This is a genomic window from Marinobacter nitratireducens, from assembly GCF_000708045.1.
In the GTDB taxonomy this organism is placed as follows: Bacteria; Pseudomonadota; Gammaproteobacteria; order Pseudomonadales; family Oleiphilaceae; genus Marinobacter; species Marinobacter nitratireducens.
Genome location: NZ_ANIE01000003.1, coordinates 648271 through 663847 on the forward strand (window position 1 = coordinate 648271; position 15577 = coordinate 663847).

General features: G+C 55.9%; 21 protein-coding genes and 1 tRNA gene. 10 read left to right on the plus strand and 12 right to left on the minus strand.

Annotated elements, in window-relative coordinates; genetic code table 11:
* Nucleotides 1-9: 9 nt before the first annotated feature.
* Nucleotides 10-1629: a methyl-accepting chemotaxis protein gene (locus tag D777_RS04805; protein WP_036129182.1), complete on the minus strand. Its 1620-nt coding sequence runs from the start codon at nucleotides 1627-1629 to the stop codon at nucleotides 10-12.
* Between the two features lie 160 nt (nucleotides 1630-1789).
* Between D777_RS04805 and D777_RS04810 the strand changes: the two genes are divergently transcribed.
* Both D777_RS04810 and D777_RS04815 read left to right on the plus strand, forming a co-directional pair.
* Complete coding sequence (locus D777_RS04810) at nucleotides 1790-2494, plus strand: AzlC family ABC transporter permease (protein WP_036129185.1); 705 nt, start codon at nucleotides 1790-1792, stop codon at nucleotides 2492-2494.
* Nucleotides 2487-2825, plus strand: coding sequence for a branched-chain amino acid transporter permease (locus D777_RS04815; protein WP_036129187.1), 339 nt, complete (start codon nucleotides 2487-2489; stop codon nucleotides 2823-2825). The genes D777_RS04810 and D777_RS04815 overlap by 8 nt, the downstream gene beginning before the upstream one ends.
* A 14-nt stretch (nucleotides 2826-2839) precedes the next feature.
* Here D777_RS04815 and D777_RS04820 read toward each other — a convergent pair whose 3' ends face one another.
* Nucleotides 2840-3238: a DUF1330 domain-containing protein gene (locus D777_RS04820; protein ID WP_036129193.1), complete on the minus strand. Its 399-nt coding sequence runs from the start codon at nucleotides 3236-3238 to the stop codon at nucleotides 2840-2842.
* 219 nt (nucleotides 3239-3457) lie between these two features.
* Between D777_RS04820 and D777_RS04825 the strand changes: the two genes are divergently transcribed.
* Nucleotides 3458-4405 carry an AEC family transporter gene (locus D777_RS04825; RefSeq protein WP_036129196.1) on the plus strand — a complete coding sequence of 316 codons (948 nt, stop codon included), beginning with the start codon at nucleotides 3458-3460 and terminating at the stop codon, nucleotides 4403-4405.
* Nucleotides 4406-4414: 9 nt separating this feature from the next.
* On the opposite strand, the gene D777_RS18230 is transcribed toward D777_RS04825, so the two are convergent.
* On the minus strand, nucleotides 4415-4756 hold the full coding sequence (locus tag D777_RS18230) for a fructosamine kinase family protein (RefSeq protein WP_264673427.1): 342 nt from the start codon (nucleotides 4754-4756) through the stop codon (nucleotides 4415-4417).
* A complete protein-coding gene (locus tag D777_RS04830; protein ID WP_264673428.1) occupies nucleotides 4654-5172 on the minus strand; it encodes a fructosamine kinase family protein in 519 nt (172 codons plus the stop codon). The genes D777_RS18230 and D777_RS04830 overlap by 103 nt, the downstream gene beginning before the upstream one ends.
* A gap of 90 nt (nucleotides 5173-5262) precedes the next feature.
* Between D777_RS04830 and D777_RS04835 the strand changes: the two genes are divergently transcribed.
* Entirely contained in the window at nucleotides 5263-5541 is a 279-nt protein-coding gene (locus D777_RS04835; RefSeq protein ID WP_036129200.1) for an acylphosphatase, read from the plus strand.
* Nucleotides 5542-5586: 45 nt separating this feature from the next.
* On the opposite strand, the gene D777_RS04840 is transcribed toward D777_RS04835, so the two are convergent.
* Nucleotides 5587-5677, minus strand: a tRNA-Ser gene (locus D777_RS04840).
* A gap of 191 nt (nucleotides 5678-5868) precedes the next feature.
* On the opposite strand from D777_RS04840, the gene D777_RS04845 reads away from it, so the two are divergent.
* Together D777_RS04845 and D777_RS04850 are read left to right on the plus strand one after the other, a co-directional pair.
* On the plus strand, nucleotides 5869-6399 hold the full coding sequence (locus D777_RS04845; RefSeq protein WP_036129203.1) for an isochorismatase family protein: 531 nt from the start codon (nucleotides 5869-5871) through the stop codon (nucleotides 6397-6399).
* An 11-nt stretch (nucleotides 6400-6410) separates the two neighbouring features.
* The gene (locus tag D777_RS04850; RefSeq protein WP_036129208.1) at nucleotides 6411-7064 is read left to right on the plus strand and encodes a cupin domain-containing protein; all 654 of its coding nucleotides are present in this window, start codon (nucleotides 6411-6413) and stop codon (nucleotides 7062-7064) included.
* 27 nt (nucleotides 7065-7091) lie between these two features.
* Here D777_RS04850 and D777_RS04855 read toward each other — a convergent pair whose 3' ends face one another.
* The 6 genes from D777_RS04855 to D777_RS04880 all read right to left on the minus strand — a co-directional run bounded on the left by D777_RS04855 (nucleotide 7092) and on the right by D777_RS04880 (nucleotide 12092).
* Nucleotides 7092-7457 (minus strand): DUF7352 domain-containing protein, encoded by a 366-nt coding sequence (locus tag D777_RS04855; RefSeq protein ID WP_051668941.1) that lies wholly within the window; start codon nucleotides 7455-7457, stop codon nucleotides 7092-7094.
* A gap of 102 nt (nucleotides 7458-7559) precedes the next feature.
* Entirely contained in the window at nucleotides 7560-8459 is a 900-nt protein-coding gene (locus D777_RS04860; protein WP_036129211.1) for a LysR family transcriptional regulator, read from the minus strand.
* A 20-nt stretch (nucleotides 8460-8479) separates the two neighbouring features.
* Nucleotides 8480-9097 (minus strand): flavin reductase family protein, encoded by a 618-nt coding sequence (locus tag D777_RS04865; protein ID WP_036129213.1) that lies wholly within the window; start codon nucleotides 9095-9097, stop codon nucleotides 8480-8482.
* Nucleotides 9097-10293, minus strand: coding sequence for an MFS transporter (locus tag D777_RS04870; RefSeq protein WP_036129215.1), 1197 nt, complete (start codon nucleotides 10291-10293; stop codon nucleotides 9097-9099). The genes D777_RS04865 and D777_RS04870 overlap by 1 nt, the downstream gene beginning before the upstream one ends.
* A gap of 4 nt (nucleotides 10294-10297) precedes the next feature.
* Entirely contained in the window at nucleotides 10298-11125 is an 828-nt protein-coding gene (locus tag D777_RS04875) for a CheR family methyltransferase (protein ID WP_036129218.1), read from the minus strand.
* Between the two features lie 37 nt (nucleotides 11126-11162).
* Entirely contained in the window at nucleotides 11163-12092 is a 930-nt protein-coding gene (locus D777_RS04880; protein WP_036129220.1) for a chemotaxis protein CheV, read from the minus strand.
* A 184-nt stretch (nucleotides 12093-12276) separates the two neighbouring features.
* Here D777_RS04880 and flgA point away from each other — a divergent pair, with 184 nt between their 5' ends.
* The 3 genes from flgA (at nucleotide 12277) to D777_RS04895 (ending at nucleotide 13964) form a co-directional block, all read left to right on the plus strand.
* Nucleotides 12277-12978 (plus strand): flagellar basal body P-ring formation chaperone FlgA, encoded by a 702-nt coding sequence (flgA, locus tag D777_RS04885; RefSeq protein ID WP_036129223.1) that lies wholly within the window; start codon nucleotides 12277-12279, stop codon nucleotides 12976-12978.
* A gap of 181 nt (nucleotides 12979-13159) precedes the next feature.
* Complete coding sequence (flgM, locus tag D777_RS04890; RefSeq protein WP_036129224.1) at nucleotides 13160-13486, plus strand: flagellar biosynthesis anti-sigma factor FlgM; 327 nt, start codon at nucleotides 13160-13162, stop codon at nucleotides 13484-13486.
* Between the two features lie 7 nt (nucleotides 13487-13493).
* Nucleotides 13494-13964 carry a flagella synthesis protein FlgN gene (locus tag D777_RS04895; RefSeq protein ID WP_036129227.1) on the plus strand — a complete coding sequence of 157 codons (471 nt, stop codon included), beginning with the start codon at nucleotides 13494-13496 and terminating at the stop codon, nucleotides 13962-13964.
* A gap of 73 nt (nucleotides 13965-14037) precedes the next feature.
* Here D777_RS04895 and D777_RS04900 read toward each other — a convergent pair whose 3' ends face one another.
* Nucleotides 14038-14772 (minus strand): hypothetical protein, encoded by a 735-nt coding sequence (locus D777_RS04900; protein WP_036129231.1) that lies wholly within the window; start codon nucleotides 14770-14772, stop codon nucleotides 14038-14040.
* 181 nt (nucleotides 14773-14953) lie between these two features.
* On the opposite strand from D777_RS04900, the gene D777_RS04905 reads away from it, so the two are divergent.
* On the plus strand, nucleotides 14954-15574 hold the full coding sequence (locus tag D777_RS04905; protein ID WP_036129235.1) for a peptidylprolyl isomerase: 621 nt from the start codon (nucleotides 14954-14956) through the stop codon (nucleotides 15572-15574).
* Nucleotides 15575-15577: the final 3 nt, after the last annotated feature.

Genomic DNA, 15577 nt, shown 5'->3' on the forward strand with positions numbered 1-15577 from the left:
TGGTAAGGATTATGACGCCTGGGGAGAAGTCCGGAATTGCGCAATCACCTGCCGCATACCCAGGGATTCCTGACGAATCTGCTCGCTGATGCTTCGGGTTGTCTCTACATTCTGGATCAGAAAATCCGCGCTTTCGTCCAGCACAGCAGAGCGACGCCCCACCCGACCAATCTCATCCCGCTGGTAGACCACGGCCGAACCGATTTCTACGCTGTGTTTTTCAAGCTCAACAAACTGATTCTTCAGATTTTCCAGATGTTCGCGCAGGGCAACGAGGTTGGTCCGGTTTTCGCCTCCTGCCGCACGCATTTCATCAAGCAATCCATCAACACCGCCCACCCCGGCGACAAGGTCCTGAACCCATTGACTGATATCCCGGGTAGACTCTGACGTCCGGCGAGAGAGCGTTCTAACCTCGTCCGCCACGACCGCAAAGCCCCGGCCATGTTCGCCGGCCCGCGCGGCTTCGATGGCGGCATTCAGCGCCAGCAGGTTGGTCTGTTCCGCAATATCCGCGATGACACCGATCACCTGCTCAATCTTGCCCGTGGATTCGTTAAGAGTATGGATGGAGTCCGACACCCGGCTGATGACATCCACGGTATGCTCGGCTGCCTGCTCACTCGCAACCAACCGTTGCTGAACCTCGTCATTCGCGACAACAGCGTCCTTGACCGTTTCAGCGGATTGGGAGGTTGCCGTATCGATCGCAGACGCCTGATCCGCGATCACCGACATGGCCTGGGTCACGTCCCGGATTTGCTGCCGGGTTCGTTCCGAGGCTTCCTGCAAGGACTCGGCGCCGTTATCCAGCGCACCGGAGCGCTCATCCAGCCCACCGGCAGCGTTCCGGATATCCGCGATGAAGTGCTCGAACCGTCCAACCAGGCCGCCGAGAGCGCGGCTCACGCCGGCTACCTCATCGCGACCGGTCAATGAAGGGACCCGGGTGAGATCAGAATTGGTTTCCATGTCGGAAAGGTCCTGCTCCATTTTCTGGAGTCGAAGAATGACCGAACGCCGGAGCCACAAGGTCATGCCGATAACGACCAACAGGAAGAGCACAGATCCAGCGGTGAGCCATACCTGCTGCTCGGAGAGAAACCGAAGCAGATCGTCGGCGCCGGCTGTGACTTGTTCACGGCTTTCCAGTTGCCGTTCATCGATGGCGGACAACATCGGCTCAAGACTGGGAAACAGCTGAAAATCCACCACCTTGCCAACGCTGTAGTAGCTCTTCTCGGCAACGCCGCCGGCCATTTCGTCCATCAACCCAGTGACCTGGGCAAATTTATCCCTATTGTCTGCTGCCCAACCAGCGAGCCCGTCGGATTCGGCAATCGCCTGCCAGTGCTCGGGTAATGCCGATCGGATCTCTTCAAACGCCGGCTGGATTTCATTCCACAACAACAGCTGGGCTTTGATCTTGAACGCGAGATCCTGCAGCTTGCGATGGTCCTTCTCCAGATCCGCAAGTAACCAGGATTCCTGGAGACTGGTACGAACCAGCGTATCGGAGGCTTCTTCCGCTTTAAGAATAATGGTCCACGACAGTGCGCCAAGCCCCGCCAGGGCAAACACCGATAAAAAGGCAAAACAGAGGATTCTATTGCGGACAGTACCGAGCATGACTACTCCAACGGTGGGATTCTAACGGCATGTTATGTCGAATACATGACACTTTTGTGTCACCCCCGGTGGATAGCGCCGCCCCTCCTACCACCAATCGCTGGCTTCCAAAATCGGCATGCGTTCTCTATTATCGCGGCTTTTGACACTGCGGATTCTCATGAACCGAACGGTATTCCCCCTGACCCTGCCCGTGCTATTTGGCTACCTTCCTCTTGGAACGGCTTTCGGTGTTCTATTTTCCACCCAGCTTGAATACGCCTGGTGGATAGCGCCATTGATGGGCATCGTGATCTATGCGGGCGCCGGGCAAATCCTTGCGGTCAGCTTGTTGGCAGCCCATGCCGGTTTGCTGGAGGTGTTCGTGGCCATGTTCGTACTCAACGCCAGGCACCTGTTTTATGGCCTGTCGCTACTTGGCCGCTTTCGTGGCGCCCGGTGGCGCAAGCCCTATCTGATTTTCGGCTTAACCGACGAAACGTATTCTCTGTTGACCAGCAGAGCCCGCAGTGAAGACCGTGAACATGAGCAGGAAATCGACTTCAGAATCACGGCGTTCAACCAGTGCTACTGGGTCATTGGCTGCACGATCGGAGCCCTGCTAGGAAAAAACGTTGCATTTGACAGTACCGGTATCGAGTTTGCCCTGGTCAGCCTTTTCATTGTTCTGACCATTGATCAGCTCAAAGCCCTGGGGGAAGGCTTTCCAATCTGGATCGGAGCCGGGGCCGCCGCTATCGCGGTGTGGTTGATTCCGCCATCTCATCAACTGATTGGCGCCATCGCGATCGTTTCGTCCGTATTACTGGCGCAATACGCTAGAACACGGGAAACGGGCATTGAGCGGGGATCTGAACATGGCTGAGGAGCTGTACGTCGGCGGTTTCATCGCTGCGGCCGCGCTGGCTACGTTTGCGACACGGGTAATCCCGTTTTTGTTCCTGCACAGGCACACGGATCACCCACTGATCAAACACCTGGGGCGATACCTACCGGCGGCGGTGATGGCATTGTTGGCGGGGATATTTCTGCAGCGCTCGGCGGACTGGTCGCTGAGCGCTCCGGGAGCAGACGCCCTGATTCCGGGAATGCTCGTGGTGGGGGTGCACTTGTGGCGGGGAAATGCCCTGCTCTCGATTGCGGTCGGCACAGCCTCGTACATGGTCACTCAGCAGACCGGCTGGTTGGCGAGCTAAGCCTAGCCCTCGACCTAGCCCTCGAGATTGGCCACCAGGCGTGAATCCTGAACAGCCGCCGTGCGATGCCGGACAATGCCTTTGTAGTCAGGGCTTTCGATCATGGCCATGAAGGCATCGATGGACGGATAACGAACCAGAAGCACCTGATCCCAGGATTCATCTGGTGGCGCAATCAGTGAACCCACGCTTCTGCCGGACCAGATAACCTCAGCGCCAACCGACTTCACGCATTCGGCAGCTTCCTGCATGTAAAGCTTATAGGCTTCCCGCCCCGTCAACTCAGGCTCATCATCCTTGTAGGCGGCCCAATCCCGGAAACGAAGCAGATTCAGCATAACCACCGGCTGATCTTTAGGGGTGTTGGCGAGCACTTGCTCCAGTTGCTCTGGCGTGGGATTGACGGCTTCCATTCTTATCCTCTTATTCTGCTGTGGTTCGGGCTTACTATAGCCCACCCGGGTGACCGTAACGCAACCATTTTCTCGGCTTTTTAGCCAATCCGATATGGGCTGGCTGCCAGCATGTCGCGGGATTAGACAAATTTCCGAGACGGCATAGATAGCTTACTATCCGACAACGCTCTAGACTGGCCTGCTTTTCCACTGAAAACGTACCGATCGAGACCGCCCATGACCCTGGCCGATGTATTCCTGCAGACCCTTGAAACCACGTTGCCGGTTTTCTCCATGGTGTTTATTGGCCTGGGCTTGCGGCGTGTGGGCTGGATTGACGCCGCCTTCATCCACACCGCATCAGCACTGGTATTCAAAGCCACCCTCCCGACACTGGTCTTTCTGAGCATCATCCGCGCAGACCTGAACGTTGCCTTGAATCCAGGCCTGCTGGTCTTTTTCCTCTGCGCCACCCTGGCCAGCTTCGCGCTGACCTGGCTATGGGCGGGCTTTCGGGTTCCGGAGAAGGATCGCGGTGTCTACGTGCAAGGTGCATTCCGGGGAAATTGTGGCATTGTCGGGCTGGCACTGGCGGCCAACCTCTATGGCGATTTTGGGCTCTCAGCAGGCGGCATACTGCTCGGACTGGTGATCATCTCCTACAATGCCCTCTCGGTGGTGGCCCTCATCGCTCATCAGCCGGGGCAAACCACGAGCTGGCGCAGGATTCTCCATGACATCTGCCGGAACCCACTGATACTGGCCGTCGTATTCGCGATCCCCGTGGCTTGGCTTGACCTGACGTTCCCGCAGTGGGTCCTGACGTCAGGCGACTATTTCGCCTCATTGACACTACCTCTGGCACTACTTTGTATCGGAGCAACCGTATCTTTAAGTGCCATTCGGGGCGACAGCGGAACCGCCATCAGTTCCAGCATGCTGAAGATGGTTATCTTACCCGCGCTGTGTACCGCTGCAGCCTGGTTGGCAGGCTTCCGAGGTCCCGAACTTGGCCTGCTGTTCCTTTATTTCGCCAGCCCGACAGCAGCGGCCAGTTTCGTCATGGCCAAGGCCCTGGGCGGTAACAGCCGGCTCGCAGCCAACATCATCGCCCTCACCACCCTGCTGGCAAGCATCACCGTAACGCTGGGGGTGTTCATCCTGCGTAGCGCCAATCTCGCCTGAACCCCGCACTCAGCGAATGGCCGCTATCTGTTCTAACCCTCGTTCACAGCCGCCAAGATAGCCGCTCCCGAACAGATTGAAGTGGTTCAGGTAGTGGTAAAGATTGTAAATCTCGCGCTTCTGAGCGTAGTCAGGCGAGCGGGGGTAAATCTGATCGTATGCCTCGTAGAACGAGGGGCCGAATCCCCCAAACATTTCGGTCATCGCCAGGTCGGCTTCGCGATCGCCACAGTAGACTGCTGGATCAATCATCCAGGGCGCATCCCCTTCAAACAGGACGTTGCCAGACCATAGATCTCCATGAAGCAGGCTGGGATGCTCACAACGCGCACTGAGCCACTCAGCCAGCATGCCCCCCTGATACCCAGAACACCTTCAATTCGATCACGAATATCGCGATCCCGAATGCGGGATACCTGGTATTCAAGCCGGTTGCGGACAAAAAACTGGCCCCAGGATTGAGACCAGCCATTCTTTTGCGGAGAAAGCCCAATGTAATTATCACGCCCCCAGCCATACTGAGGCTGCTGCCGTTTGTGGAGCCGGGCCAGCCCTTCTCCAAACTGAGCCAGCGCTTCACTGGTCGCGGGCCCGGACTCAATTTCTTCGATTTCCAGTACCGCCTCGTCAACATGCTGAATGCGCGGGACCCGGACCATCGAGCCGGATTTCTGGAGCTCTTCCGCAAGACACTCAAGCCCCTCCGCCTCACAAATCAGAGCATCCGGATACACCGTGGCATTCTGTTTTCTGAAGATCCTCGCCATCGCTGATCATCCCTTCTTGAACACCGCTGCGCGGTAGCGGTAGATTCTGTTAGATCAACACTGGCATCTGAATCCTGAAAGGACAAATTGATGGGCATAAAACGCTGGAAACTGCGTGTTTCAGGCATTGTTCAGGGTGTCTACTTCCGGGCATCGGCCGAAAAAAGCGCCACGGAAATCGGGGTTACCGGTTACACCCGAAACCTGCCCGATGGCGACGTGGAAATCGTTGCGGAAGGAAGCGAGGGGCAGCTGCAACAGTTGAAAGACTGGTGTCACCAGGGGCCACCTGCGTCACGAGTTGATGCTGTGGAGGTGATCGAAGAGAGCGCAACAGGTGAGTTTTCGGGATTTGTGATCAGGCGCTGATGCAGGCAATAAAAAACCCCGGCATTTCTGCCGGGGTTCTTCTATTGGCGGAGAGGGAGGGATTCGAACCCTCGATACGCTATTAACGTATACACACTTTCCAGGCGTGCGCCTTCAGCCACTCGGCCACCTCTCCAATAAACTGTTTCAAATCAGCAACCTTGTCGCTCATTTGAGGGCGCAAACTGTAATGGTTTTTCTGACGTTTGGCAACTCCCCTTGCTAAAATTCTCCAAAAAATTAGCCTATCTCTCCCGATTACACTGACCATCGGGCTGCTGGAGCGTATGGTTGTCAGCAAGCCCTCCCTAAACAAGGAACATCACCATGTTAATGAAAGCCGAGCAGTCCAGTCTTGTCTTCATCGATCTTCAGGAAAAACTGATGCCGGCAATCAGCCATGGCCAGGAGGTCATTGATCAATCCACGATCCTGGCGACCATCGCCGGCCTGCTGGACGTTCCCGTTCTCGGAACCGAGCAATTGCCGGAAAAGCTGGGGCCGAACGTTGCCGAAATCCGTGAACTTTGCCAGCAAACCATCGAAAAGCACCATTTCGATGCCTGCCCTGACGGCTTGATCGACAGCCTGCCGGAAGGCCGACCGCATATCGTGATCGGAGGATGCGAGACACACGTATGCATGCTCCAGACCGCCATGAGCCTTCTCGATGCGGGTTTCAAGGTTTGGGTTGTGGCGGACGCAACCGGATCCCGAAATGAGTTCGATCGCGATGTCGCGCTCGATAGGCTCCACCAGAGTGGCGCCAAAATTGTCACCGTTGAAATGGTGGCGTTCGAATGGATGCGCGACAGCCGGCATCCGCGCTTCAAAGACGTACAGGCCCTGATCAAGTAGGAGTGCTGGCAATGCTCAACATGGATTTTTCCGAACGCGTGGTTATCCGAACCGGAGATCAGCCCTGGATTCAAAGCCCCGCAGGCGGCGTACTGAGAAAGCCGCTGGCGCGTGAGGAGGCCGAACGAGGCCATGCTACGAGTATTGTGAAATATGAAGCAGGCGCCTCATTCAACCGGCACGAACATCCTCTTGGCGAGGAAATTCTGGTTCTGGATGGTGTTTTTTCAGACGAGACCGGTGATTACCCGGCAGGCACCTACCTCCGCAACCCACCAGGCAGCGGGCATGCTCCGTTCAGCGAGCACGGCTGCACGCTCCTGGTGAAGCTCCATCAGTTCAACCCAGACGATCTGGCTTCTGTCAGGGTAAACACAAAGACGTCAGAGTGGTTGCCAGGGATTGGCAACCTGCAGGTTATGCCATTGCACGATTTTGAGGGAGAGCACGTTGCGCTGGTCAAATGGCCAGCCCATGAGACGTTCCAGCCCCATCGCCATTTCGGCGGTGAGGAAATTCTGGTTCTGTCCGGGGAATTCTGTGATGAATATGGCCGCTATCCGGCGGGCACCTGGATCCGAAGCCCACACATGAGCAGTCACCACCCTTTCGTGGAGCAGGAGACGGTAATCTGGGTGAAAACCGGCCACCTCCCGATCACCTGAAAAAGGGGCCTCTCGGCCCCAAAACTGTCAAAAGACCCGTGCTTGATGAAGCTCCCGCCCCTGGAACTGATCACCACCGCCTTCAACGGCGTGGTAAACCTCCTGTTGATGCTCACCCACCGGTATCTCGAATACGTGATACGCCTCGGGTCCGAAAGGATCCAACGCTGTACCGATGTACTCGTTTGAATCGGCAACCGGCTGGCCGGAATATACCACCCGGAACTGACGCTCGACCGACGGAATTCCTACATTCAGGGGTTGCTCGATCCAGATGTAAACCGCTTTATCAGGAACGATGTACTCACAACGAACTACTCTGTGCCCCTCTCGCAGGGTTAAAGATGTTGGCTGGCTGCCAACTTCCAGGCGAAACTTGTGAATAGTCTTCATGGCTGCTCCTCCTTGGGTACTGCACTACACAGCTTCATGATGACGACCCACTAGGGTCGAAAAAATAAGTTTAAATGATTTTTTAAAACAGATTTTTTCGATCTATTCAGAGGGAAAGCTGAATTCGCTCTCACAGATCGCCCGAACCCCATCATGGGTCAGTTTCTTGCCTCGGGTAATCGCAAAAAGCTCATCCTTCACCTCTTCGATGGAGGTAATATGTTCAACCTCGTACTGTCGACAAACCTCGTCACGAATCACAGTTGGAGCCGCAAAGACGCCCTCGCCTTCCCGCCCGAAAACCTTGATCAGCGCACTGTCATCAACTCTGGCCACCACGTTCATTCGAACCCCATGCAGCGAGAACCAGTTCATCAGCCGTTCAAAGTACGGCGCGTCAGTCGCATTCGCGAGCAGTGGCTGCCCGTTGAGTGACTGCGGAAACCCGTCACGCAGCCGGTCCGCCATCTTGGGCTCTGCGAAAAGGCTGATACTCGAACCTACCAAGGGATGCACGGTGAAGGCACCGTATTCGTCCATACTGGGCATGCGATCCGTAAGCACGAGATCCAGCTCATTTCTCTTTAGCCCGAGTGTGAGGTCCTCTGTTGCCCCGGTCCGGCATTCAAGGTGCACAGCCCTTGGCAACTTCATGGCCGGCTGCAGCAGATAAAACGCAATCATCTTGTGGATCGACGCTGACACACCGGCTGACAGCGTCAGCGGACGCTCCTCCGGCGCTTGGCGCAGGATGTCATTAAGTTCGCCGGTTAGCGCAAAAATATCATTCGCATACCCGAGCACGGTACGCCCGAGGTCGGTCATCACCAGGCGCCTGCGTTCGCGCTGGAACAGCAACCCGCCAAGCGCGGATTCGAATGTCGCCAGTTGCCCGCTCAGAGTCTGTGGTGCGAGCTCCAGTACTTCGCTGGCACGCGCAATGGAGCCTTCACGACTGATCACCCAGAAATAGTACAGGTGGCGCAGATTGAGCTGATCCATAAATAATAATTCCCTGAACTTCAGGATGGACGCGGGATCTTGAGAATTTCGCCGAAGGTGACATATTCACTGCCCCCCAGTCGACCGATGGGGTCAATGGCGTCACCACGAATTTTCAGCCGCCCCTTGTCGTCCTCGGAGGTCACCGTATCGTCCAGATAGACGCCCTTCACTCGCCCGAATATGAGGGATTGCGGACCGGCTCCGATCTCCTTGATCTCTTCCAGCTCGCAGGCCATGGCCACCCGACAGTCTTTCAACCTCGGAAGACGGGAGCCGGAGAATGACACCAGTTCGAGGCCGAGATTATCAAGCTCTGATTCGCCCAGCGGCAAGGTTCGGGAGGTTTCTGTTACCGCACCGGCGAGTTCTCGATGAGCAATATGCAACACGAAGTCCTTTCTCTGTTCGATATTGACCCGCGTATCCTTGTTGGTTTTATCCGTTGGCTTATGCCCCACCGATAGCATGACCAGAGGCGGATTGCTGGTAATGGGCGTAAAAAACGAAAACGGCGCGAGGTTGTAGCCCCCATCCGGATTCTCGCTCAATACCCAGGCCACAGGCCTCGGAATAGCAGTCTGGGTGAGTACGTGATAGATATCGGTCGGCTTCATCCCCTCAAAATCGATGAACACTAGTCGTCTCCTTTGACAATTGCCTTGTTTTCCGGTCGCCGTGAAAGCCAAACCAGCATAAGCATGCCGTGCAGAATGAGGAACGGAACCGGCAACATCACCAGCCCGGACCAGCCCAGCCAACTCAGAACCGCACCCGCCGAGAGCGCCGCCGTCGCCTGAGATCCAAAAACCATCATGTCGTTCAAACCCTGAACGCGGAAACGCTCTTCATCACGGTAACCCTGCGGCAACAGCGAGGTTCCGCCCACGAAGAGAAAGTTCCAGCCCACGCCGAGAAGCAATAAGGCCCAAAGGTAGTGGTGAAAAGAAATACCACTGGCTGCCAGAACAACGCACACGGCATAGGCCAGCAGGCCCGCTGCCATCATGCGAGGGATCCCAACAACCCGAACCAGCCACCCACTGACAAGCGACGGCAGATACATGGCAACGATGTGGAGCTGGATGACCCGCTTCGCGTCGTCCAGTTGGTGGCCCGCCATTTCGGTCATGCTCAGGGGTGTTGCCGTCATGATGAAGCTCATAACGGCATAGCCCACGCCCGCCGCGCTGATGGCTGCCCAGACCAGCGGATTCCGCAAGATCTCACTTAACGGGCGACCACCGCCAACATGGTGCTCAGCGACCCGTTCGGAGCTTGCTCTGTAGCCGAGGCCGAGGATGACAAACGCTGAGAGCTGCACCAGTGCCAGGCCCACCCAGCTCACCAGAAATGGATAGGATTGGTCGGAATGGCTCCCCAATGCGGCGATTTCAGGCCCGAGCCAGGCCGCCCCCAAGCCGCCGAGGAGGACTCGAGCCGCAGCGGTTCCAGCTAACCCGGGCGGCACCGATTCCATGGCGGCAAAACGATACTGATGAACGACTGCCAGACCGGTTCCGCCAACGATCGCCGACAGACACAACAGGGGAAACATGCCTTGCCAGGACGCAAGCGCGCCAAGGACGCCCGCAACGATGCCCATGCCCGCGCCCAACAGCATCACAAGCTTTCGCCCGACACGCTCCATCAACCAGGTCGCGGGCTTGATCGCGAGAACCGTGCCGACAACCACAAGTCCCACCGGCAAGGTCGCAAACTCCGGTGCGGGAGCGAGCAGGCGCCCCTGGATACTACCAATGAAAACAATAAACGGCGCTGTGCACATAGCCAGCGCCTGAGCGGCTATCAGCACCCATACGTTCAGGGGCATGATGCTATTTTTTCCTGTAGATAATGCCAGGGTGGCACTGGACCATCTCATACAGGTGAGGCAATCCGTTCAGGGATTCCGATGCACCAAGAATGAGGTAGCCTCCCGGGTTCAGCGTGGCGTGAATTCGGGCAAGTATGTCTTTCTTGAGCTCCGCAGAGAAATAGATCAGCACATTGCGGCACATCACAATGTCAAACTTGCCGAACATATAGCGGTCCAGGAGATTAAGCTCCTTGAATTCCACCATGCTTTTGAGCTGTGGCCGGATCTGCCAGCCACCATTTGGTGAGGGGGAAAAGAACTGCTTTTGCCGTTCCGGTGAGAGCCCGCGACCAATCGCGAGCATCTCGTATTCGCCTTTGCGGGCAACCTCGAGGACACTCTTGGATATGTCGGTTGCTGTAATCCGAACATCACGGAGCTTACCCGGGCGGGTTCGACGAAATTCCTCCAGCACCATGCCGATCGAATAAGGTTCCTGCCCCGTCGAACACGCGGCAGACCATATTCTTAATGGCTGCAATCCATTGCGCTCGGCAAACTCCGGCAGAAGCTTCTCCTGAAGGATTCGGAATGGATGGTTATCGCGAAACCACAGGGTTTCGTTGGTCGTCATCGCGTCGATGACCACTTCCCTGAGTCCGCCGCGCCCAGGGCGCTTGAGACGCTCAAGCAACTCACCCAAAGAGTTGAGCTGATTTTCCTCCAGAATACGACGTAGCCGGCTTTTTACCAGGTACTGTTTATTTTCTCCGAGCAAAATGCCACACGCATCCTGCAGGAATGTTTTGAATGCTTCGTATTCCTGTGGGGTGATATCCGCTTTCATTGGATCTCTGTTCTGAGTGAATCCGTGAGCAACACCATCATTCGCGGTCGATGATTTCCATTACTCGCTCTGCCAGTTCATCAGGACTGAACTTGGCCATAAAATCATCCGCACCGACCTTCTGAACCATCGCCTTGTTGAAAACACCGCTTAACGAGGTGTGCAGCATGACAAACAAGTCACTCAGCGCCGGGTCCGACTTGCAACGGGTAACCAGGGTGTAGCCATCCATCTCAGGCATTTCCACATCGGAAATGACCAGCTCGAAATGATCTGTCGCTTTGCTACCGTCTTCGGTGATTTCTTTCAGATACTCGTATGCCTGCTTTCCATCGTTTTTGAGAACGACCTCCATGCCAATGGCTGTGAGGCAGCGCTCAATCTGACGGCGAGCGACGGCGGAATCATCCACGACGAGCACAGGCTTGTGCCCCGGAACGCGCTCAGCGCCTTTGCTGGCAATCGCTTCAGTGACCTCCTCCCGAAGCGGAGAAACTTCCGAAAGAATCTTCTCTACGTCGATGATTTCTACCAGTTTATCATCAATTTTCGTCACTGCGGTAAGGTAAACGTCCTTACCCGCGCCCTTCGGTGGCGGAAGAATGTCCTCCCAGTTCATGTTCATGATCCGGTCCACACCAGCGACAAGGAACCCCTGGGTTTTCCGGTTGTATTCGGTGATGATGATAAAACTGGTTGCCAGGTCTTCCTGGGGAATGCCGGAAAGACCGATGGACATGCCCAGATCAATAATGGGGATCGTTTCACCCCGGATATGAGCAACCCCTCGAACAACGGTTTTGCTGTTGGGAATGGAAGACAACCGGGGACACTGCAGAACCTCTTTCACTTTGAAGACATTGATGCCATACAGTTGCCGCCCCCTCAAGCGGAACAGCAGTAGCTCCAGGCGGTTCTGCCCTACCAGCTGGGTACGCTGGTTAACACTGTCCAATACCCCTGCCATGTTTTTTCTCCTGCCCCGGAATCACACCGGCATGCATTTTGCTCTTATTCTGATCAGGAACGGTTCGACAAAAAGCCGACACCGTCGCATACAGTCAGCCCGATTATCGGCGGGCACTCCCGAATCCTTAGTGGTATTCGGAAAATACGCCCCATAAACGACAGCATAGGACAAACTGACACTGATGCGCACCACCATTTTAAGCCTGATACTGTTATTGCCCGGTGTTAGCTGGGCCGCCTCTGGCCAAACCACGGCGGAACAGATCGATGGCGCTGTGAGCCGGTTTCTTGAGAACTTTGCCGCAGAGCAGGCCGAGTCCGGGTATCAGGTCAGCTATGAGGCTGGCGATCTTGATAACCGTCTTACGCTGGCACCCTGTAAAGCGCCTCTGGCCGTTGAATTCACCGGTGATCCCTGGAAAAGCACACGCCCATCACTGGAGGTCTCTTGCGAAGGCAAGCGCCCGTGGCGCATGTACGTTTCACCAAACGTCTCCATTCAGGGCCCGGCCCTGGTTGCGGCACGACCGCTGGCAAGAGGCGAAGTCCTGGACAGCAGTATGGTCACGAATCGCGAGGTACAGATCAACGCCAGCCGGCGTGGCTATATCCGGGATATCGCGAATGCCGAAGGCATGGCGGTGCGCCGCCCGATAAGCAGTGGATCGCTCCTCACGCCCGATCTGCTTGATGCACCGATCGCCGTGAAACGAGGCGACCATGTTATGATTGTCGCCCGTAGCGGAACCTTCTCAGTGAGTTCTCGTGGTGAAGCGCTTGCGAACGCTTCGGTTGGCGAACAGGTACAAGTGCGGAACCTTCGATCTGATCGCACGATCCGCGCCAGCGTCGTTGCCCCAGGCAAAGTAGAAATTCCCATGTGATTCGTCCCCCGACCGGCAATCTTTTGCCACTCCGGCGGCACTGGTTTGCAGGTAAATGAACGGACGTTAATAAAAAGATGCCAAACAAGGCTAAAGAACCCGACGGCATGGCCGTTAAGCAGATATAAACTCGAGTAGGCTGTGCGCGTACAGCATGGCATCCAAACAAGCAGGTATTGATATGTCAGTTGACTTTAATGGAATTGGCCCCGGCCAGGTCAACACCCAGAGGACCACGGCCGACAAGTCCACCGCCACCCAAAACACCAAGCCTTCCGCTGGCGAACAGGCCCGCACACAGGCACAGGGCGCACGTGGAGACCAGGTTAGTCTGAGCAATCAGGCCAAGAACATGAAACAGCTTGAGCAGAAGCTTGGCGACTATCCGGAAATGGATGATGAGCGCATTGCCGAGATTCGCTCTGCCCTTGAAAGCGGCACCTACAAGGTTGACGCAGACAAAGTGGCCCAGAAAATGCTTGAGATGGATGAAAGCATTTTCGGATGAGTAAAACATGGCCGCAATTGATGATCTCAAGCAACTCCTTTCTCAGGATGTTCGTCAGCTGGAAGCACTGACGGACATCCTCAAATCCGAGAAGGCATGCCTGGCCTCCTCTGACATCCAGTCCCTGCAAGCGCTGACCACTGAAAAGAACCAGCACCTTGGTGAGTTACGTGAGCGGGCGAAGAAGAAAATACACGCCCTGGTCGCCATGGGATATCGTCCGGAAACCGGCGATCCCTCGCGCTTTATTCGGAGTGCCGGTTTCACAGAGCTCTACGATGTCTGGCAGCAGGCGGATACTGGGCTAAAGCAATGCCAGGAGCTCAACCGTCATAACGGCAGGGTCCTGGGGCACCTCCAGACACGCCTCAATCGACTCACCGACATCTTCCGGGGCGCCAGCGGCCAGCAAAAGCTGTATGGTTCAACAGGGCATCAAACAACGGTGTCCAGCCGAAACGTACTCGCAAGCGCCTGAGGCCTCCTCCTGCAACGGATCTAAAAAGCCCACCCGTGGATCGGGGTGGGCTTTTTCGTTTCGAGCCCAAAAATTACCGTGTGTAGATCGTCATCCGGGAATCAGGATGAAAGCGGATATCGTTGATGCTGATATTCCCCATCGCGGGACTGGCTCCTCCAACCACACGGATGTTGTCCATTCTGACCTGATCAATCCGCTCCGGCAGTGCCAATATGAGCGCGCCATCCTCGCGAACGGAAAAGCGTGGCTGACCGTCCCGATAGTGAACGCCGGAAATCGTCAGGTCAGAATCGAGAAAATTAAGGACAGGCACAAAGATGTTCGCCGTAAGCTTGAGCCCTTCGATCGCATCGACCTGCTCATCCTCTCCGGCCGCACCCGCCGCGGGCATATCCGAAATGCGCTCGATCCTCTCGAGCAGAGAGGTATCGCCCTGACCGGCGATGGATGACATCTCATCATCCGTCATGGCCAGCAGCCCTTTCCCCTCATATAACTGCCCGGCGTCATCTACCTGGGTGGCATTGGCGTTACTGCTGGCAGCAAAACTGACCAGAGGCTGGAACGGCAACGCAACCATGGTGACCAATGCTGCTGCGTTACGATAGCGGGATTGGTGTTTGAGGACACGATGCAGCTCTTTTTCGCTGATCCATCCTGCCTGGATAAAGACTTCACCCAGGCGTTGGCCGGTATCGCGCTGGAGCTTCAAGCCTTCCTCAAGCTGCGCTTGCGACAGATACCCTCGATTGATGAGAAGTCGACCGAGTCGCGACTTTTCTTCAAATCCCTGACGGATTCTCACGTGCTTCTCCTTATTTGACAGTGAAAACCGTACAACCCGGCCCGGTGTCTAAATTTTTTGTAGCCCTTTGAGCCTAGCAGACCTAAAACCAACACAATCTGCTAACATCCTGCTCAATAGTCGGGACAGGCTGATTATTGCAGGAATCCCGGCCAACACTCACCAGGAGAAGCGTTTCGAAATGATAAATTCCGTAAAAGCGACACATAATGTGATCCCGACCCTGCTTTTCACGCTGATGACCATGCTTTTTGTGCCATTCGCTTCGGCGGACACAGGGGAAGCATCCGGCGATCCCGAGCTGCCGAAGGTTCGAGTACTCACAAGTGAAGGCGCGTTTGTGCTTCAGTTACGGCCTGATGTCGCCCCGGAAACCGTCAAGAACTTCCTTCAATATGTGTCTTCCGGCTTTTATGACGGAACTGTTTTTCACCGCGTGATCCCGGGCTTTATGGTTCAGGGCGGAGGCTTCACCGCCGACATGTCCCGTAAGACCACCCGTGATCCGATTACCAACGAGGCAACCCGCTCCCTGCCTAATCTCAGGGGCACCATAGCCATGGCGCGAACCAGCGCGCCCGACTCCGCCACATCACAGTTTTTCGTCAACGTGGTGAACAATGGCTTTCTGGATGCCGGTGTACGCGGAGCTGGCTACGCCGTCTTTGGTAAGGTAACCGAAGGCATGGGCGTTGTTGACGCTATCGCCTCCAAGAAAACCGGTGTTTCACGAGGTATGGCCGATGTGCCGGTTGAGCCAATCATCATCGAAAGCATGTCCGTTATCGAACCGTCTTCCTGATTC